This is a genomic window from Streptomyces sp. NPDC096105, assembly GCF_044763335.1.
In the GTDB taxonomy this organism is placed as follows: domain Bacteria; phylum Actinomycetota; class Actinomycetes; order Streptomycetales; family Streptomycetaceae; genus Streptomyces.
Window position 1 is genome coordinate 125,143 of sequence record NZ_JBIWGC010000010.1, and the last position, 17,493, is coordinate 142,635.

General features: G+C 74.3%; 16 protein-coding genes and 1 pseudogene. 9 read left to right on the plus strand and 8 right to left on the minus strand.

Going from position 1 to position 17,493, the window contains the following annotated elements:
• Positions 1-114: 114 nt before the first annotated feature.
• Positions 115-756 carry a TetR family transcriptional regulator gene (locus ACIQ8B_RS18155; protein WP_403547901.1) on the minus strand — a complete coding sequence of 214 codons (642 nt, stop codon included), beginning with the start codon at positions 754-756 and terminating at the stop codon, positions 115-117.
• 171 nt (positions 757-927) lie between these two features.
• On the opposite strand from ACIQ8B_RS18155, the gene ACIQ8B_RS18160 reads away from it, so the two are divergent.
• Positions 928-2,154: an acyl-CoA dehydrogenase family protein gene (locus ACIQ8B_RS18160; RefSeq protein WP_106415323.1), complete on the plus strand. Its 1,227-nt coding sequence runs from the start codon at positions 928-930 to the stop codon at positions 2,152-2,154.
• Positions 2,155-2,257: 103 nt separating this feature from the next.
• A complete protein-coding gene (locus ACIQ8B_RS18165) occupies positions 2,258-2,920 on the plus strand; it encodes a transcriptional regulator (protein ID WP_403547903.1) in 663 nt (220 codons plus the stop codon).
• 7 nt (positions 2,921-2,927) lie between these two features.
• On the opposite strand, the gene ACIQ8B_RS18170 is transcribed toward ACIQ8B_RS18165, so the two are convergent.
• From ACIQ8B_RS18170 to ACIQ8B_RS18190, 5 genes and pseudogenes are all read right to left on the minus strand, one after another.
• Positions 2,928-3,164, minus strand: a complete 237-nt coding sequence (locus tag ACIQ8B_RS18170) for a DUF6213 family protein (protein WP_106415325.1) — start codon at positions 3,162-3,164, stop codon at positions 2,928-2,930.
• 25 nt (positions 3,165-3,189) lie between these two features.
• A complete protein-coding gene (locus ACIQ8B_RS18175; protein ID WP_290009217.1) occupies positions 3,190-4,575 on the minus strand; it encodes an NADP-dependent succinic semialdehyde dehydrogenase in 1,386 nt (461 codons plus the stop codon).
• An 83-nt stretch (positions 4,576-4,658) separates the two neighbouring features.
• Positions 4,659-5,117, minus strand: a pseudogene (locus ACIQ8B_RS18180) (NUDIX domain-containing protein); the annotation flags it as partial.
• Positions 5,114-6,652, minus strand: a complete 1,539-nt coding sequence (locus ACIQ8B_RS18185) for an ATP-dependent DNA ligase (protein WP_403547906.1) — start codon at positions 6,650-6,652, stop codon at positions 5,114-5,116. The gene ACIQ8B_RS18185 and the pseudogene ACIQ8B_RS18180, both read right to left, overlap by 4 nt.
• A gap of 48 nt (positions 6,653-6,700) precedes the next feature.
• Entirely contained in the window at positions 6,701-7,648 is a 948-nt protein-coding gene (locus ACIQ8B_RS18190) for an NAD(P)/FAD-dependent oxidoreductase (protein WP_403547908.1), read from the minus strand.
• Positions 7,649-7,726: 78 nt separating this feature from the next.
• Between ACIQ8B_RS18190 and ACIQ8B_RS18195 the strand changes: the two genes are divergently transcribed.
• The 6 genes from ACIQ8B_RS18195 to ACIQ8B_RS18220 all read left to right on the plus strand — a co-directional run bounded on the left by ACIQ8B_RS18195 (position 7,727) and on the right by ACIQ8B_RS18220 (position 12,981).
• The gene (locus ACIQ8B_RS18195) at positions 7,727-8,302 is read left to right on the plus strand and encodes a helix-turn-helix domain-containing protein (protein ID WP_290009221.1); all 576 of its coding nucleotides are present in this window, start codon (positions 7,727-7,729) and stop codon (positions 8,300-8,302) included.
• A gap of 103 nt (positions 8,303-8,405) precedes the next feature.
• Positions 8,406-9,383, plus strand: coding sequence for an NADPH:quinone oxidoreductase family protein (locus ACIQ8B_RS18200; protein WP_403547911.1), 978 nt, complete (start codon positions 8,406-8,408; stop codon positions 9,381-9,383).
• Complete coding sequence (locus ACIQ8B_RS18205) at positions 9,380-10,561, plus strand: acyl-CoA dehydrogenase family protein (RefSeq protein WP_290009224.1); 1,182 nt, start codon at positions 9,380-9,382, stop codon at positions 10,559-10,561. The genes ACIQ8B_RS18200 and ACIQ8B_RS18205 overlap by 4 nt, the downstream gene beginning before the upstream one ends.
• On the plus strand, positions 10,558-11,643 hold the full coding sequence (locus ACIQ8B_RS18210; RefSeq protein ID WP_403547913.1) for an acyl-CoA dehydrogenase family protein: 1,086 nt from the start codon (positions 10,558-10,560) through the stop codon (positions 11,641-11,643). Before ACIQ8B_RS18205 ends, ACIQ8B_RS18210 begins: the two co-directional genes overlap by 4 nt.
• Positions 11,644-11,820: 177 nt before the next feature.
• Positions 11,821-12,684 (plus strand): phosphatidylinositol-specific phospholipase C/glycerophosphodiester phosphodiesterase family protein, encoded by an 864-nt coding sequence (locus ACIQ8B_RS18215; protein WP_403547915.1) that lies wholly within the window; start codon positions 11,821-11,823, stop codon positions 12,682-12,684.
• Between the two features lie 102 nt (positions 12,685-12,786).
• Positions 12,787-12,981, plus strand: coding sequence for a hypothetical protein (locus ACIQ8B_RS18220; RefSeq protein WP_106415334.1), 195 nt, complete (start codon positions 12,787-12,789; stop codon positions 12,979-12,981).
• A 315-nt stretch (positions 12,982-13,296) separates the two neighbouring features.
• Here ACIQ8B_RS18220 and ACIQ8B_RS18225 read toward each other — a convergent pair whose 3' ends face one another.
• Positions 13,297-14,505, minus strand: coding sequence for an ROK family transcriptional regulator (locus tag ACIQ8B_RS18225; RefSeq protein ID WP_365417249.1), 1,209 nt, complete (start codon positions 14,503-14,505; stop codon positions 13,297-13,299).
• A gap of 108 nt (positions 14,506-14,613) precedes the next feature.
• Positions 14,614-16,059 (minus strand): xylulokinase, encoded by a 1,446-nt coding sequence (gene xylB, locus ACIQ8B_RS18230; protein ID WP_106415336.1) that lies wholly within the window; start codon positions 16,057-16,059, stop codon positions 14,614-14,616.
• A 114-nt stretch (positions 16,060-16,173) separates the two neighbouring features.
• On the opposite strand from xylB, the gene xylA reads away from it, so the two are divergent.
• The gene (gene xylA / locus ACIQ8B_RS18235; protein WP_290009234.1) at positions 16,174-17,340 is read left to right on the plus strand and encodes a xylose isomerase; all 1,167 of its coding nucleotides are present in this window, start codon (positions 16,174-16,176) and stop codon (positions 17,338-17,340) included.
• Positions 17,341-17,493 lie beyond the last annotated feature (153 nt).

Sequence of the window (17,493 nt, forward strand, 5' to 3'; positions counted from 1 at the left end):
GGTGCGGCCGGCGCCCGCGCCTCGCTCCTGCCCGCGTCGGCCCGGCCGCTGCCCCACGCGGCAGCCGTCCGCGCCGTCCCCTGCGCCGAGCGCCCTCGTCCCTCCGGACCGGGGTCAGAAGCCCGGGCCGCCCACCTTGTCGCCGGCCGCCGCCAGGCGGCCCCACAGCAGGTCGGCCAGGCTGTGGACCAGCTCGGCGCGGTCGCAGGGGCGCTCGCCCAGCCACCAGTCGCCGGCGGCGTGCATCATGCCGACGATGCCGTGGCCCCACACCCGGGCGAGCCGGTGGTTGCCGGGTCCGAGGTCGAGGCGCTCCTCGATCACCTGGGCCAGCTCCTCGCCCATCCGGCGCAGCAGCGGCGCCGAGTGCTTGCCCACGTCGAAGCCCTGGTCGCCGGGCGAGCCCTCCGCCGGGTGCATCAGGAAGCGGTACACCTGGGGGCGCGCCTCGATCGCCGCCAGGTAGGTGTCCAGCGTGGCCTCGACCCGCTCCCGGCGCTCCGCGGGCGCGTCCAGCGCGGCCCGCAGGGAGTCCAGCAGGGCGTCGGTGTGGCGTTCGGCGAGGGCGGCGTAGAGTCCTCCCTTGTCGCCGAAGTGCCGGTAGAGGATGGGCTTGGTGATGCCGGCCTCGGCGGCGATGGCGTTCATCGAGGCTCCCGGACCGTCACGCAGCACCACTCGGTCGGCGGCCTCCAGCAGCTCGCGCCGGCGTCGGTCGGCGGACCGCTGCTGCTCGGTCCGCTGTGTGGTGTCCATGAGCTCTCCCCGCCCGTGCCGAATCGGTGACGCCTGCGCAAACTAACACCGATCACGGCCCGGACATCGGACGGGATGCAGGCCTGCCCGGAGAGTTGACTTTTCCTACTTGTCGGTAACAGACTGGGGTTACCGCAAGTAACATGCACGGGCGTCGCCGCTGGAGGAGTCATGGCCGAGTTCACCATGGAGCTCAACGACGAACAGAAGGAGGTGCGGGACTGGCTGCACGGCTTCGCCGCCGACGTCATCCGCCCCGCCGCCGCCGAATGGGACGAGCGTGAGGAGACTCCCTGGCCGGTCATCCAGGAGGCGGCCAAGGTCGGCATCTACTCCCTGGACTTCTACGCCCAGCAGTACTTCGACGCAACCGGTCTCGGCATCCCCATGGCCATGGAGGAGCTGTTCTGGGGCGACGCGGGCATCGCCCTGTCGATCGTCGGCACCGGCCTCGCCGCCGTCGGCGTCCTCGCCAACGGCACCGAGGAGCAGATCGGCACCTGGATCCCCCAGATGTACGGCGACGTGAACGACGTGAAGGTCGCGGCCTTCTGCTCCTCCGAGCCCGACGCCGGCTCCGACGTGGCGTCGATGCGCACCCGCGCGGTCTACGACGAGGCCAAGGACGAGTGGGTGATCAACGGCACCAAGACGTGGGCGACCAACGGCGGCATCGCCAACGTCCACGTCGTGGTCGCGGTCGTCGACCCCGAGCTCGGCTCCAAGGGCCACGCCTCCTTCATCGTCCCGCCGAACACCCCCGGCCTGTCCCAGGGCCAGAAGTTCCAGAAGCACGGCATCCGCGCCTCGCACACCGCCGAGGTCATCCTCGACGACGTGCGCGTCCCCGGCTCCTGCCTGCTCGGCGGCAAGGAGAAGCTGGACGAGCGCCTCGCCCGCGCCCGGGAGAGGGCCAGGAAGGGCGGCGAGCGTGTGAAGAACGCCGCCATGGCCACCTTCGAGGCGTCCCGTCCGGCCGTCGGCGCCATGGCCGTGGGCACCGCCCGCGCCGCCTACGAGGTCGCGCTGGACTACGCCAAGACGCGTGAGCAGTTCGGCCGCCCGATCATCGACAACCAGGGCGTCGCCTTCCAGCTCGCCGACATGCGCACCCAGATCGACGCCGCCCGCCTGCTGGTGTGGCGCGCCTCCTGGATGGCGATCAACGGCAAGCCGTTCACCGCGGCCGAGGGCTCGATGTCGAAGCTGTTCGCCAGCGAGACCGCCAAGAAGGTCACCGCCCAGGCGATCCAGATCCTCGGCGGCAACGGCTACACCCGCGAGTACCCGGTCGAGCGGATGCACAGGGACGCCGCGATCTACACCATCTTCGAGGGGACGAGCGAGATCCAGCGCCTGGTGATCGCCCGCACCCTCTCGGGCATGTCCATCCGCTAGGACGGCCCCCACGGAACGACCCGGCGGTGCGGGCGGCACCGCCGGGTTGCCATCGTCCGGCCGCCGGGCCACCCTCGGGGTGACCGACGCCTCGGAGGACGCGATGACACGCACGGCCCGGGACCTGCTGAGGACGATCACCGCGGAACTCGCCCCTGACCCGCGCTCCAACCCCCTCGTGCCGCTGATCGCGGCGGGTGAGGCGGACCGCGAGGTGCTGGCGGTGCTCGCGCTGGAACAGATGCGGGTGATCCCCGCGGACCGCCGCGCCTTCCTCCAACTGGCCGTGCGGTCCACGGCCGAACCGGAGGCCGACGCCTTCTTCACCGCTCTCGCCGAGGGCGAGGCCGTCGCCCGGCAGCGGCTGCCCGCCTTCGCCGCGGCCTGCGGCGTCGACGAGGACCGCGCCGCCGCGTACACCCCGCTGCCGGGCTGCCAGGCCTACCCGGCCTACGTCGCCTGGCTGGCCCTCAACGCCGCCCCCGCCGACGCCGTCCTGGCCGTCACCGCCAACTTCTCGGCCTGGGGCGGCTACTGCGCCGCGATCGCCGGGGCCCTGCGTACCCACTACGGCTTCGACGACGAGGCCTGCGCCTTCTTCGACTTCTTCGCCGAACCGGCCGAGGAGCTGGACCGCACGGCGGAGCGCGCCGTCCAGGCGGCCCTGGCCACCGGCCGCCTGGACGAGCGTCGTGCCCGGGCCTACGGGCACCTGCTGCAGAGTTACGAAGCGCTGTTCTGGCGCACCCTCGAACGGCCGGCCTAGCGTCCCGTCACGGCGTGGTGCCGCTGCTGTGGGCGATGCACGCGACGTCGATGCGGTCGGCGAGCTTCGCGAGTTCGATCGTCAGCGCGGCGACCGTGTCCTCGTCGAGCCCGCTCTCGCCGGCCTCGACGAGCCGGACCCACCGGCCGCCCACCGTGCGCAGCAGCTTGCTGACGTCGGCGGCCGCCACCTGAAGGGTGCCGCGGTCGTCGACGATCAGAGGCAGTGTCACTTCGCGGTTCACAGTCGGGATCGTATCCGTGCGCGCGTCACGCGCCGTGCCAAACCGTGGTGATGTTGCAGAACTCGCGGATTCCGTGCCCGGACAGCTCACGCCCGTAGCCCGACCGCTTCACGCCGCCGAAGGGGAACGCGGGGTGGGAGGCCGTCATGCCGTTGACGTACACGCCGCCCGCCTCCAGGTCCCGGACGAACCGGTCGATCTCCGCCTCGTCACGCGTCCAGACGTTGGAACTCAGCCCGAACGGCGAGTCGTTGGCGATGAGCACCGCCTCGTCCAGATCGGCCGCGCGGTAGAGCGTGGCGACCGGGCCGAAGGTCTCCTCCCGGTGGATGCGCATCTCCCGGCCGATCCCGGCCAGCACGGTCGGCGGGTAGAACCAGCCCGGCCCGTCGAGGCGTTCGCCACCGCACAGCACCGTGGCGCCGGCCCGTACCGCGTCGTCGACCAGCTCCTCCAGGTCCGTGCGGCCCTGTTCGCTGGAGAGCGGGCCGACGTCGGTGTCCTCGTCCATCGGGTCGCCCACCTTCAGCGCCTTCATGCCCGCCACGAACCGCTCGGCGAAGGCGTCGTAGACGTCCGTGTGCACGATGAACCGCTTGGCGGCGATGCAGGACTGCCCGGCGTTCTGCACCCGGGCGGTCACCGCGACCTCGGCGGCCCGGTCCAGGTCGGCGGAGGGCATGACCACGAAGGGGTCGCTGCCGCCCAGCTCCAGCACCGTCTTCTTGATCATCTCGCCGGCGGTGGAGGCGACGGCCCGGCCCGCGGGCTCGCTCCCGGTGAGGGTCGCCGCCTTGATCCGCTCGTCGCGCAGCAGGTCGTCGACGGCGGCGGAGCCGATCAGCAGGGTCTGGAACGTGCCCTCGGTGAAGCCCGCGCGGTGGAACAGGTCCTCCAGGTACAGGGCGGTCCCCGGCACGTTCGACGCGTGCTTGAGCAGGCCGACGTTGCCCGCCATCAGGGCGGGGGCGGCGAACCGCACCACCTGCCACAGCGGGAAGTTCCACGGCATCACCGCGAGCACCGGGCCCAGCGGCCGGTAGCGCACCAGGACCCGGGAGGCGCCGGAGTCCTTCACGTCGGACGCGTCGGGCTCCTCGTCGGCCAGCAGCTCGGCCGCGTGGTCGGCGTACCAGTGCATCGCCTTGGCGCACTTCGCGGCCTCCGCGCGGGCCTGCGCGATCGGCTTGCCCATCTCCGTGGTGATCACCTTGCCGACGGCGTCCCGGTCCTCGTCGAGGATCTCGGCGGCCCGGTGCAGCAGGCGGGAGCGCTCCTCGAAGGTCGTCGTCCGGTACGTGCGGAAGGTGGCCTCCGCGAGCTGGAGCCGGCGTTCCAGTTCGTCCTCGTCCATGGGGTGGTACGTCTTGACGGTCTCGCCGTTCGCCGGGTTCACCGTGGCGATGTGCATCACTGGCCTCCATGGGACGGGCTGCGCTCTGACGACCTTCCCGCGCGCCGACGGGCCGCGCAACGCGGGGAGGCCTCCCGGAGCGAGTGCTCCGCCAGGCGGTCCAGAAACGCGGTCTGTGCCGGGACGATCACCTCGCGGGCCCGGTCGAGGGGGAACCAGGCGACCCGGTCCAGCTCCGGGAACTCCCGCGTCCGCCCCGACCTGGGCGGCCATTCCATGGTGAACGTGCCGGGGACGGCCGATGCCGGGTCCAGGTCGGCCTCCACCGCCCACGCGGTGACCACCTTGCCGCCCGACTGGCGGACCTCCCCGAGCGGCACCGCCTCCCCGTCCGGCGGCGGCAGCCCCAGCTCCTCCGCGAACTCGCGGCGCGCCGCCTCCCAGGCGGGCTCGGCGGGGCCGTACTCGCCCTTCGGCACGGTCCACGCCCCGGCGTCCCGGCGCGCGAAGAACGGGCCGCCCATGTGGCCGAGCAGCACCTCGACGCCCTCCCCGGCGCGCCGGAACAGCAGCAGGCCCGCGCTCCGGGCCTTCGTCACGGCCGCACCCCCGGGTGCGCGGCGAGCACGGTCTCGACGGTGTCCGCCTCCTCCGGGCGCTTGTCCTCGCGGTAGCGGATCACCCGGGCGAAGCGCAGGGTGACACCGGCCGGGTAGCGGCTGGAGCGCTGCAGGCCGTCGTAGGCGATCTCCACGACGAGTTCGGGGCGCACGGTCACCGTCCCGCCGCTCTCGTCGACCGCGATCTCCCGCAGCCGCTCGGTCTGCCACTGGAGCATCGCGTCGGTCATGCCCTTGAAGGTCTTGCCGAGCATCGCGAAGCCGCCGTCGGCGGTGCGGGCGCCCAGGTGCAGGTTGGACAGCTTCCCGGTGCGCCGGCCGTGGCCCCACTCGGCGGCCAGCACCACCAGGTCCAGCGTGTGCACCGGCTTGACCTTCAGCCAGGACGCCCCGCGCCGCCCCGCGCTGTAGGGGGCCTCCAGCCCCTTGACCACGACACCCTCGTGGCCGCGCTCCAGGGTCTGCGCGAGGAACCGCTCCGCCGCCTCCAGGCCGTCGGGGCCGTCCACCACGGTGCGCCGCACCCGCATCGGCTCCGGCACCAGCCGGGCCAGTTCCGCGTGCCGCTCGGCGAACGGCAGGTCCAGCAGGTCCCGGCCGCCGGCCGACAGCGCGTCGAAGAACACGGGGGAGACCGGCGTCTCCCGGGCGGCCGTCACCACGTCCACCCGGGAGCCGACCCGCCCGGCGGTCTCCTGGAAGGACCGCGGGCGCCCGGTGGCGTCGAAGGAGATCACCTCGCCGTCCAGGATGAACCGCTCCACCGCCAGCTCCCGCGCCGCCGCGGTCACCTCGGGCAGCCGGTCCGTGATGTCGTCGAGGGTGCGGGTGTGCACCCGCACGGTGTCGCCGTCGCGGTGCACCTGGACGCGGATGCCGTCGAGCTTCTCCTCGACCGCGCAGGCGCCCAGTTTCCCGACCGCCTCGGCGACCGAGGAGGCGCTGTGCGCCAGCATCGGCTGCACCGGGCGCCCGACGGCCAGCCGGAACCGCTCCAGCGCCTCCGGCCCGTCCGTCAGCAGCGCCCCCGCGACCGGCTGGAGGGAGCCCGCGAGCATCACCGCCCGCCGTACGTCCGCCGGGTCCGCGCCCGTCGCCCGGGCCAGCCCCTCCGCCGCCAGCGCGTCCAGCGCGCCCTGGCGGACCTCGCCGGTCAGCAGCCCCGTCAGGAACCGCTGCTCGGCCTCGGTGGACGCGCCCAGCAGCTCACCGGCCAGCCGGGCGCGTTCCGCCTGGGAGCCCGGTCCCGACACCTCGGCGAGCCGGGTGAGCAGCGCGTCCACCTCGCGCACCGTCAGGGACGGCTCGGCGGCGGGCGGGACCGGACGGCTCAGCACCTTCCAGCCGACCCCGATCCGCCCCTGCGGCAGCCGCCCCGCCAGATACGGGATGACGACCGGGACGTCGTCCGGCCCGGCCTCCCGGAACAGTTCGGCGAGCAGCGCGGTCTTCCGCGACCGCGCCGGGGTGGCGGCCACCTCCTGGGACACCTGGGCCAGCCGGGACAGCAACATGCAGTCATGGTGCTCCGAAGGCGCGCCCTCCACACCCCGGCGGAGCGGTCATCCGGTGAGCGTCGCGTCCAGGTCCGCCATCCGCAGGTCGCCGACGATCGCGGAGGCCGCCCGGTAGCCGCCGCTCGCCGCGTGCACCACCTGCTCGGCGAAGCCGATCGCGTTGCCCGCCGCCCACACGCCCGGCACGCTGGTCAGCCCGTTCGGGTCGATCACCGGGTACGTCCCGAACGGCGTCTCGTGCATCTCCGCGCCCAGCCGCTCCAGCAGCCCCGTCTGCGGGAGCGGGCGCGGTGCGACGAACAGCACCGACCGGGAGTGCACGGTGCCGTCGGCCATCCGTACGCCGGTGAGCCGGTCGTCCTCGACCTCCAGACCGGCGACCTCGCCCGGCACCACGCCCACCCCGGCCGCGGCCAGCCGGCGCAGGTCCAGGTCGGACAGCTCCTCCTCGGCGACCCGGTGCAGGAAGAAGCTGACGTCCTTCGACCACCGGGAGACCATCAGCGCCTGGTGCACGCCCGCCGGGCTCGACGCGAGCACCCCGAAGGGCTCGTCGCGCACCTCCCAGCCGTGGCAGAACGGGCAGTGCAGCACGTCCCGCCCGAACCGCTCGGCGACCCCGGAGACGTCCGGCAGCTCGTCCTTCAGCCCGGTCGCCACGACCAGCCGCCGGGCGCGCACCCTCCCGCCCCCGTCCAGCGTCACCGTGAAGTCCTCGCCGGGGGCGACGTCCACGACGCGGTCGCGGACGAGTTCCACCCCGTAGGCCGCGATCTCCTCCCGGCCGAGCGCCAGGAACTGTGCCGGCGCCATCCCGTCCCGGCTCAGATAGCCCTGCATGTGCGCCGAGGGCGCGTTGCGCGGTTCGCCCGCGTCGACCACCAGCGTGCGGTGCCGGGCCCGTCCCAGCACCAGCGCGGCCGACAGCCCCGCCGCGCCTCCGCCCACCACGACCACGTCGTAGCGGCTGTCCCTGCGATCCGTCTCGGTCATCGTGACCACCTCCACGGACGACGGTCGCTCCGGACCCCGCGGGTTGACAAACAAGTTTGCCGAAACTGCAATGTCCGCATGGCGACGGACGACGTTCTCGCGGAAGTGGGCCCCCGGCTGCGCCGGATCCGGAAGGAGCGGGAGGTGACGCTCGCGGCGCTGGCGGAGGCGACCGGCATCTCCGTGAGCACCCTGTCCCGGCTGGAGTCCGGGCAGCGCAAACCCGGCCTGGACCTGCTGCTGCCCATCGCGCAGGCCCATCAGGTGCCGCTGGACGAGCTGGTCGGCGCGCCCCCGGTGGGCGATCCGCGGGTGCGCGCCCGGCCGATCGAGCGCGGCGGGCGCACCCACTGGCCGCTCACCCGGCAGCCCGGCGGGCTCCAGGCGTACAAGGTGCTCGAACCGAAGCGGAAGCTGGAGCCCGACCCGCGCACCCATGAGGGCTACGAGTGGCTGTACGTGCTCTCCGGGAAGCTGCGGCTGGTGCTGGGCGACCACGACGTGGTGCTGACGGCGGGGGAGGCGGCCGAGTTCGACACGCGGGTGCCGCACTGGTTCGGGTCGACGGGGGAGGGGCCGGTGGAGTTCCTCAGCCTCTTCGGGCCGCAGGGGGAGCGGATGCACGTGCGGGCGCGGCCGAAGGGCAAGGGGTGAGCCGGCCGGCGGGCGCGGGACGGTTCCCTTGAGGCAAGCGACCGCTTAGTATGCGGGGACCCGGTCAGCGAAGACGACGTTCACCGTCCCGTGGAGGCCCCGCATGCAGGCATGGCAAGTGCACGAACTCGGCGAGCCGGGCGAGGTGATGCGCCTCGCGGACGTCGAACGGCCGGCACCCGGCGAGGGGCAGGTGCTGCTCCGGGTGCGCGCCGCCAACATCAATTTCCCGGACGCCCTGATGTGCCGGGGCCAGTACCAGGTCCGGCCGCCGCTGCCGTTCACCCCCGGCGTGGAGATCTGCGGCGAGACCGAGGACGGCCGCCGGGTGCTCGCCAACCCGGCACTGCCGCACGGCGGTTTCGCCGAGTACACCGTCGCGGACGCCGCCGCGCTGCTGCCCGCCCCGGACGCGCTGGACGACGCCGAGGCCGCGGCCCTGCACATCGGCTACCAGACCGCCTGGTTCGCCCTGCACCGCCGGGCCCGCCTGGAGGCCGGCGAGACCCTGCTCGTGCACGCCGCCGCGGGCGGGGTGGGCAGCGCCGCCGTGCAGCTCGGCAAGGCGGCCGGCGCCACCGTCATCGGTGTGGCGGGCGGCGCCGACAAGGCCGCCGTGGCCCGCGACCTGGGCTGCGACCTGGTGATCGACCGGCGCGAGCAGGACGTCGTCGCCGCGGTCAAGGAGGCCACCGGCGGACGCGGCGCGGACGTGATCTACGACCCCGTCGGCGGCGAGGCCTACGCCCAGTCCGCCAAGGTCGTCGCCTTCGAGGGCAGGATCGTGATCGTCGGCTTCGCCAGCGGCACCATCCCCAGCCCCGGCCTCAACCACGCCCTGATCAAGAACTACGCGATCCTCGGCCTCCACTGGGGCCTGTACAACACCAAGGACCCCAAGCTGGTCCGGGAGTGCCACGAACAGCTCACCGACCTCGCCGCCCGGGGCGCGATCAAGCCGCTGGTGAGCGAGCGCGTGCCGCTCGCCGGGGCCGCCGACGCCGTGCAGCGGGTCGCCGACGGCGTCACCACCGGCCGCGTCACCGTGCTGCCGTCATGGGAGAACGGAGCCACCGCATGACCGACGCCGACGAACTGCGCCGACGCACCCGTGCGTTGCTGGCCGCGCATCCGCCCGCCGAGACGGAGCGCCTGGATTTCCTGCGCGCCCGCTTCGACGCCGGACTCGCCTGGGTCCACTTCCCCGAGGGGCTCGGCGGCCTCGGTCTGCCGCGCTCGCTCCAGGCCGTCGTGGACGCCGAGCTGGAAGCCGCCGGAGCCCCCGACAACGACCCGCGCCGCATCGGCATCGGCCTGGGCATGGCCGCCCCGACGATCCTCCAGTACGGCACCGAGGAGCAGAAGGCGCGCTTCCTGAAGCCGCTGTGGACCGGGGAGGAGGTCTGGTGCCAGCTCTTCAGCGAGCCCGGCGCCGGATCCGACCTGGCCGCGCTCGGCACCCGCGCCGTCCGTGAGGGCGACACGTGGGTGGTCGACGGGCAGAAGGTGTGGACGTCCAGCGCCCACCTCGCCCGCTGGGCCATCCTCATCGCGCGCACCGATCCGGACGTGCCCAAGCACCGGGGCATCACCTACTTCGTGTGCGACATGACCGACCCCGGCGTCGAGGTGCGGCCGCTGCGCCAGATCACCGGCGAGGCCGAGTTCAACGAGGTGTTCCTCACCGGCGTCCGCATCCCCGACGCCCACCGCCTCGGCGAGGCCGGCGACGGCTGGCGGGTCGCCCAGACCACCCTGAACAACGAGCGCGTCGCCATCGGCGGCATGCGGCTGCCCCGCGAGGGCGGCATGATCGGCCCGGTCGCCAGGACCTGGCGCGAACGCCCCGGACTGCGCACCCACGACCTGCACCAGCGGCTGCTGAAGCTGTGGGTCGAGGCGGAGGTCGCCCGGCTCACCGGCGAACGCCTGCGCCAGCAGCTCGTCGCCGGACAGCCCGGCCCCGAGGGCGCCGGCATGAAGCTCGCGTTCGCCCGCCTCAACCAGGAGATCAGCGGACTGGAGGTGGAACTGCGCGGCGAGGAGGGCCTGTTGTACGACGACTGGACCATGCGCCGCCCCGACCACGTCGACTTCACCGGCCGTGACGCCGGCTACCGCTACCTGCGCTCCAAGGGCAACAGCATCGAGGGCGGGACCAGCGAGGTCCTGCTGAACATCGTCGCCGAGCGCGTCCTGGGCCTGCCCGCCGAGCCGCGCACCGACAAGGACGTCGCCTGGAAGGACCTCGCCCGATGAGCAACCGTCCCGACCTGCTGTACTCGGAGGAGGAAGAGGCGCTGCGCGCCGCCGTCCGGGACCTGCTCACCGACCACTGCGACACGACGGCCGTGCTGGCCCGCGCCGAGTCGGACGCGCCGCACGACCCGTCCCTGTGGAAGACGCTCGCCGAGGGCATGGGCCTCGCCGGGCTGCTGGTCCCCGAGGACCGGGGCGGCCAGGGCGCGACCCACCGCGAAGCCGCCGTCGTCCTGGAGGAGCTGGGCCGCGCGGTCGCCCCCGTGCCGTACCTGACGAGCGCCGTGGTGGCCACCGAGGCGCTGCTGGCCTGCGCGGACGGCGGCGACGTGGTCGCCGGCCTGGCGTCCGGACGCCGGATCGGCGCGCTCGCGGTCGGACTGCACACCGCCCCCGGCGCACCGTTCGCCGCCGTCCGCGTGGACGGCGGCACCCTGCACGGCGAACTGACGGGCATCGCGGACGCCGCCGTCGCCGACGTCCTGCTGGTGCCGGCGGACGACGGCGGGCTGTACGCGGTGACGGCCGACGCGGTCACCGTCACCCCGCAGACGTCCCTCGACCTCACCCGGCCCCTCGCCCGCGTCACCCTCGACGCCGCGCCCGGCCGCCGTGTCGGTGACGCGGAGCCCGCGGTACGACGCGCCCTGCGGGCCGGGGCGGGACTGCTCGCCTCGGAGCAACTCGGGGTCGCCGAATGGGCGTTGACCGAAACCGTGCGGTACCTGAAGGAGCGCACGCAGTTCAACCGGCCCGTCGGCGGCTTTCAGGCGCTCAAGCACCGGCTCGCACAGCTGTGGCTGGAGGTCGTCAGCCTCCGCGCCGCCGCACGGGCCGCCGCCGACGCCCTCGCGACCGGCGAGGACACGGAGGTCTCGGTCACCGTGGCGCAGGCCTTCGCCGCGCCCGTCGCCGTCCGCGCCGCCGAGGAAGCCCTGCAACTGCACGGCGGCATCGGCATGACCTGGGAACACCCGGCGCACCTGCGCCTCAAGCGCGCCAAGGCCGACTCGATCGCCTACGGCACGGCGGGCGCGCACCGGGAGGCGCTGGCGGAGCTGGTGGATCTGCGCGCGCCCTGACCGACGCGTCGCCGGCGGCCCGCCTCCCGGGGAGGGAGAGCGGGCCGCCGGCGTCCGCGCGTTCCCAGGTGAACGTGCGACGGCGAACCGGCCAACTCCTCACACACCTCCGCTCCTTGTGTGCGGCGGGACCCCATACTCGCGGGGACCCCGTACGGCACTTCAGGGAGGCAGAGCATGGCCCTCACCACCCGTCGCAGAGCCCTCACCGCCCTCGGCGCCGCCCTCGCGACCCCGGTCGTCCTCCCCGCGGCCCAGGCGCTGGCCGGTCAGCACCCGCACCGCGCCCGCCCGTTGTGGCGCGCCCACGCGCACAACGACTACGAGCACCCCCGCCCGCTGTTCGACGCCCTCGACCACCGCTTCGGCAGCGTCGAGGCGGACATCCACCTCGTGGGCGGACGGCTGCTGGTCGCCCACGACCCCGAGGACCTCGACCCCGCCCGCACCCTGGAGTCGCTGTACCTGGACCCGCTCGCCGCCCGTGTCCGTGCCAACCGCGGCACGGTGTACCGCGGCCACCGCGGATCGTTCCAGCTGCTCATCGACCTCAAGACCGAGGGCGCCTCCACCTACGCGGAACTCGACCGCCGACTGCGGCGCCACAAGGGCCTGTTCACGACGTACGCGCACGGCAGGGTGTTCCCCGGGCCGGTCACCGCCGTCGTCTCCGGCGACCGCGCCGCCCGCGCGCCCATGGAGGCCCAGCGGATCCGCCACGCCTTCTACGACGGCCGGCTCACCGACCTCGGCGGCCCCGCACCTGCCTCGTTCGCGCCGCTGATCAGCGACAACTGGACGCTCCACTTCACCTGGCGGGGCGTCGGCGCGTTCCCCGAGGCGGAGCGCCGGAAGCTGCGCACACTGGTGCGCACGGCTCACGCCCGAGGGCAGCGGGTGCGCTTCTGGGCCACCCCGGACGTGCCGGGTCCCGCCCGTGACGCGCTGTGGGGAGAACTGGTCGCGGCGGACGTCGACCACCTCAACACCGACGACCTCGCCGGACTGGAAGCGTTCCTCGACGCCCACCGGAAGGTGTGACACCACACGTTCGGCGGACAGGTCAGCCGCCCGTACGAACCCTCCGCTACGCCACACTTGCGGCCGAACGCCGCGAAACAGGTGTGGCGGAGGAGGTTGACGATGGCCATTTCCATCTCTGTGGTGCTGCTGCTCTCGGTCCTGGCGGTGATCTTCCTGCGTAACAGCGGGCTGAAGATCTCCCACGCCCTGGTGTGCCTGCTGCTCGGCTTCTACCTGGCCAGCACCAGCATCGCCCCCACGATCCACAGCGGCCTGACGGCCACGGCGGACATCGTCAGCGGCCTGCGGCCGTGAGGGGCCGCGTTGAGCGGGGGCTGCCGGGACGCCGCGGTTCGCGGTCCGGGACGCGTGCGCGCTGTACGCGGTCGCCGGAAGGGCCGCCCGACCAGGGTGTCCGGGAGGCCGGTGTGCGCAGTCGCCGGGACACCCACGCCGTCAGCGTTCGGCGGGCGCCCCGCTCCGCCCGTGGCCACCGGGCCGCCCACGGGCGCCGGGCCGCCCGGCGTCCGCGGGGCTGACGGTCGGGCGGCCCCACGGACGCCGCGTACCAGTGCGGAGTCGAGGCGGTTCGCGCGGCAGGACGGTCCCGTGAGGGCGACCCCGTAGGGATCAGGTCCGTCCGGCCACCGCCGCCGGGTCGTCCAGGACACCCCGGACGACCGAATGGGCGGCGCCCAGCAGCGGGCCCTCGGGGCCCAGGGCGGAGACGGAGACCGGGCAGGGCGGCCCGGCCGTACGGCGGGCCAGTTCGGCGCGCAGGGAGGGCAGCAGCCAGGGGGAGAGTCCCGACAGGGCGCCGCCCAGGACCACGCTCTCCGGGTCCAGCAGATTGACCGCCCCGGTCAGGGCGATGCCCAGCGCCGTGCCGGCGTCGTGCAGGGCGCGCCGTACGGCGGCGTCGCCCTGTTCGGCGCGGCCCGCGAGCAGGCCGACCCGGTCCTCGCCGGGTTCGAGACCGGCCGCGCGCAGCACCGCCTCCTCGCCGGCGTACTGCTCCAGGCAGCCCCGGCCGCCGCAGGCGCACGGCGGGCCGTCGGGCCACACCGGCACATGGCCCAGCTCGCCCGCGAACCCGCGGTTGCCGTGCAGCACCCGCCCGTCCACGACGACCGCCGCGCCGATGCCGATCTCGGCCGACACGTGCAGGAAGTCGCGCGGGGCGTCGTCGCCGAGCCACAGTTCGGCGAGTGCGCCGAAGTTGGCCTCGTTGGCCACGGTCAGCGGCAGCGTCGGGGGGAGCAGCGGGCCGAGATCCGTGTCGAGCCACCCCAGGTTCGGGGCGCGGACGACGGTCCGGGCGTCGCGGGCCACCAGGCCGGGGACGGCCACGGCGAGCCCGGCCGGCCACAGGCCCTCGCCCTCCGCCTCGGCCGCCACCCGGTGGATCAGTCCGGTGAGTTCCCCGAGCACGGGCTCGGGGGAGCGGTCCCGGTTCGGCACGTGCCGCACCGCCCGCGCCCGGACCTGCCCGCGCAGGTCGACCGCGCACACCGCGAGGTGGTCGACGCCGACCTCGGCGCCGATGCCGGCCGGACCCCGCCCGCTGACCGCCAGGGCGGAACCGGGACGGCCCACGCGTCCGGGCCGCTCCGGGCCCAGTTCCTCCAGCAGTCCGGTGCGGATGAGCTCGTCGACCAGCGTGGACACCGCGGCGCGGGTCAGGCCGATCCGGGAGGCGACGGCGGCCCGGGACAGCGGCCCCTCGTCCCGGACGGTGTGCATCACCCGCGACAGGTTGCGGCGGCGCATGCCCTGCTGGGTGTCGGGCAGGCCACGCCCCTGACCTGCCGGGCGGGCCTCGTGCAGCGGTGTGCTCATTCCTCCGTCAATCCTCGGTTCGGTGCCGTCCGCGCCCGGCGGACGTCCACGGCGGCCGGTGCGTGGCGGCCGGTGCGTGGCCGCCGTGGGACGGCGGTCGCCGGGGCGTCAGCCGTGGTCCGGGGCGCGCTCCAGCAGCGGGGCCGCGTCGGAGAGTACCCCGGCCAGCCGGGACAGGGTCTCCTCGTCCCGCTCCACCGCGTCCAGCACCGGCCCCGCCGCCGTGTCCCAGCGCCGGGCGACCGCGGCCGGGTCCTCCCCGGTGAGCAGCCCGGCCGCCTGGGCCGCCGCTCCGAGCGCGACCAGCTCCTTCGCCTCGGGCACCTGCACGGGCCGCCCGGACAGCCGCCGCACGGTCTGCTGCCAGGCGGTGCCGCGGGCGCCGCCGCCGATCAGCAGCAGCGGCGTCGACGGGTCGGCGTCCTCGTCGAGGACCAGGTCGAGCGCGGCCAGCAGGGAGTGGACGGCGCCGTCGTAGGCGGCCTGGAGCAGCTGGCCGCCGGTGGTGTCGTGCCGCAGACCGTGCAACAGGCCCGAGGAGTGGGGGAGGTTGGGGGTGCGCTCGCCGTCCAGGAAGGGCAGCAGCGTGACGCCGCGGCCCGGTTCGACGGCCTCGCGGTCCAGGCCCAGCAGGGCGGCGACCCGGTCCACGGCGAGCGTGCAGTTGAGGGTGCAGGCCAGCGGCAGCCAGTCGCCGCGCGCGTCGGCGAAGCCGGCCACGGTGCCGGTCGGATCGGCCGGCCGCCGCTCCGACACCGCGTACACGGTGCCCGACGTGCCGAGGCTCATCACCGGTGTGCCGGGGCGCACCCCGAGGCCCAGCGCGGCAGCGGCGTTGTCGCCTGTGCCGCACGCCACCAGCGTGCCCTTGGAGAACGGCAGATCGTGCCCGTCGCGCACGGTGCCGGCCACCTCGCCCGGCCGCACCACGCGCGGCAGCAGCGCCGGGTCCAGCCCGACGTGCGCCAGGATCTCCTCGTCGTACGCCTCCGTGGCGGACGCCCACCAGCCGGTGCCCGAGGCGTCGCCGCGGTCGGTGGTGCCCTGCCCGGTGAGCCGCTCGGTCAGGTAGTCGTGGGGCAGCCGCACCGCCTTGGTGGCGCGCACCGCGTCCGGCTCGTGCTCCGCCAGCCAGGCCCACTTGGTGACCGTGAAGGACGCGGTCGGCAGGCTGCCGGTCCGCTCGGTCCACGCCTTCGCGCCGCCCAGCTCCTCCACCAGCCGGCTCGCCTGCGGGGCGGACCGCACGTCGTTCCACAGCAGCGCCGGGCGGACCGGCTCGCCGTGCTCGTCCAGCGTGACCAAGCCGTGCTGCTGCCCGCCGATCGACACCGCCGCGGCCTCGTGCGCCGCCTCGCCGCACTGCCGCAGCGCCTCGGTCAGGGCGTCCCACCACTGACGCGGGTCGCTCTCCCGCCCCTCGCCCGAGGTCACCGTGTGCGGCGCCTGGCCGCTCGCGACGACCCTGCCGGTCGCCGCGTCGACGACCAGGGCCTTGGTGGACTGGGTGGATGTGTCCACGCCGACGACGAGCGGACCCTCGGCTGCTGACATCGGTCTCTCCCTCTTCCGCGCCCCGGCGGGGTGTGTCTCTTCCCAGAAATGTTCCTGCATACTAATTTGTAAACCGCCATGACGAAATAGTCTCAGCGAGCAAGGAGCCGCGGCATGAGCTACCAGCCCACCCCCGAGGACAAGTTCACGTTCGGCCTGTGGACCGTCGGCTGGCAGGGACGGGACCCCTTCGGCGACGCCACCCGCGGCGCCCTCGACCCGGCCGAGTCCGTCCGCCGCCTCGCCGAGCTCGGCGCCCACGGCGTGACCTTCCACGACGACGACCTCATCCCCTTCGGCGCGAGCGACAGCGAGCGCGCCGAGCACATCAAGCGGTTCCGCCAGGCGCTGGACGAGACCGGCATGAAGGTCCCGATGGCGACCACCAACCTGTTCACCCACCCGGTGTTCAAGGACGGCGGCTTCACCGCGAACGACCGTGACGTGCGCCGTTACGCGCTGCGCAAGACCATCCGCAACATCGACCTCGCGGTCGAGCTCGGCGCGCAGACCTACGTCGCCTGGGGCGGCCGCGAGGGCGCCGAGTCCGGCGCCGCGAAGGACGTCCGGGTCGCGCTGGACCGCATGAAGGAGGCTTTCGACCTGCTCGGCGAGTACGTCACCTCCCAGGGCTACGACATCCGCTTCGCCATCGAGCCGAAGCCGAACGAGCCCCGCGGCGACATCCTCCTCCCGACCATCGGCCACGCCCTCGCGTTCATCGAGCGCCTCGAGCGCCCGGAGCTGTACGGCGTCAACCCGGAGGTCGGCCACGAGCAGATGGCCGGGCTCAACTTCCCGCACGGCATCGCCCAGGCCCTGTGGGCGGGCAAGCTGTTCCACATCGACCTCAACGGCCAGTCCGGCATCAAGTACGACCAGGACCTGCGCTTCGGCGCGGGCGACCTGCGCGCCGCGTTCTGGCTGGTCGACCTGCTGGAGTCGGCCGGGTACGAGGGCCCGCGCCACTTCGACTTCAAGCCGCCGCGGACCGAGGACTTCGACGGCGTGTGGGCCTCCGCGGCCGGCTGCATGCGCAACTACCTGATCCTCAAGGAGCGCGCGGCCGCCTTCCGCGCCGACCCGGAGGTCCAGGAGGCGCTGCGCGCCGCCCGCCTGGACCAGCTCGCCCAGCCCACGGCGGCCGACGGCCTCCAGGCGCTGCTCGACGACCGGTCCGCCTTCGAGGACTTCGACCCGGACGCGGCCGCCGCCCGGGGCATGGCCTTCGAGCGCCTCGACCAGCTGGCGATGGACCACCTGCTGGGTGCGCGGGGCTGACGTCCCGCGCACAGGGGCCCGCCCCTGGGGGACGGGCCCCTGGTCACCGCCGGGTGTCGAGACGCGCCTCCGACCGCCGTTCGGGCGCCGTGGCCCCGTGGGGCGGGGGCGCGGCGCTGCTCGGCCGGTGGGGGTGCGCCCGCGCGTGTGCGG

What these genes read in the sequence shown, in the direction of transcription:
- ACIQ8B_RS18155 (WP_403547901.1), bottom strand. Translation starts at nt 756, where the DNA reads ATGGACACCACACAGCGGACCGAGCAGCAGCGGTCCGCCGACCGACGC.
- ACIQ8B_RS18160 (WP_106415323.1), top strand. Translation starts at nt 928, where the DNA reads ATGGCCGAGTTCACCATGGAGCTCAACGACGAACAGAAGGAGGTGCGG.
- ACIQ8B_RS18165 (WP_403547903.1), top strand. Translation starts at nt 2,258, where the DNA reads ATGACACGCACGGCCCGGGACCTGCTGAGGACGATCACCGCGGAACTC.
- ACIQ8B_RS18175 (WP_290009217.1), bottom strand. Translation starts at nt 4,575, where the DNA reads ATGCACATCGCCACGGTGAACCCGGCGAACGGCGAGACCGTCAAGACG.
- ACIQ8B_RS18185 (WP_403547906.1), bottom strand. Translation starts at nt 6,652, where the DNA reads ATGTTGCTGTCCCGGCTGGCCCAGGTGTCCCAGGAGGTGGCCGCCACC.
- ACIQ8B_RS18190 (WP_403547908.1), bottom strand. Translation starts at nt 7,648, where the DNA reads ATGACCGAGACGGATCGCAGGGACAGCCGCTACGACGTGGTCGTGGTG.
- ACIQ8B_RS18195 (WP_290009221.1), top strand. Translation starts at nt 7,727, where the DNA reads ATGGCGACGGACGACGTTCTCGCGGAAGTGGGCCCCCGGCTGCGCCGG.
- ACIQ8B_RS18200 (WP_403547911.1), top strand. Translation starts at nt 8,406, where the DNA reads ATGCAGGCATGGCAAGTGCACGAACTCGGCGAGCCGGGCGAGGTGATG.
- ACIQ8B_RS18205 (WP_290009224.1), top strand. Translation starts at nt 9,380, where the DNA reads ATGACCGACGCCGACGAACTGCGCCGACGCACCCGTGCGTTGCTGGCC.
- ACIQ8B_RS18210 (WP_403547913.1), top strand. Translation starts at nt 10,558, where the DNA reads ATGAGCAACCGTCCCGACCTGCTGTACTCGGAGGAGGAAGAGGCGCTG.
- ACIQ8B_RS18215 (WP_403547915.1), top strand. Translation starts at nt 11,821, where the DNA reads ATGGCCCTCACCACCCGTCGCAGAGCCCTCACCGCCCTCGGCGCCGCC.
- ACIQ8B_RS18220 (WP_106415334.1), top strand. Translation starts at nt 12,787, where the DNA reads ATGGCCATTTCCATCTCTGTGGTGCTGCTGCTCTCGGTCCTGGCGGTG.
- ACIQ8B_RS18225 (WP_365417249.1), bottom strand. Translation starts at nt 14,505, where the DNA reads ATGAGCACACCGCTGCACGAGGCCCGCCCGGCAGGTCAGGGGCGTGGC.
- xylB (WP_106415336.1), bottom strand. Translation starts at nt 16,059, where the DNA reads ATGTCAGCAGCCGAGGGTCCGCTCGTCGTCGGCGTGGACACATCCACC.
- xylA (WP_290009234.1), top strand. Translation starts at nt 16,174, where the DNA reads ATGAGCTACCAGCCCACCCCCGAGGACAAGTTCACGTTCGGCCTGTGG.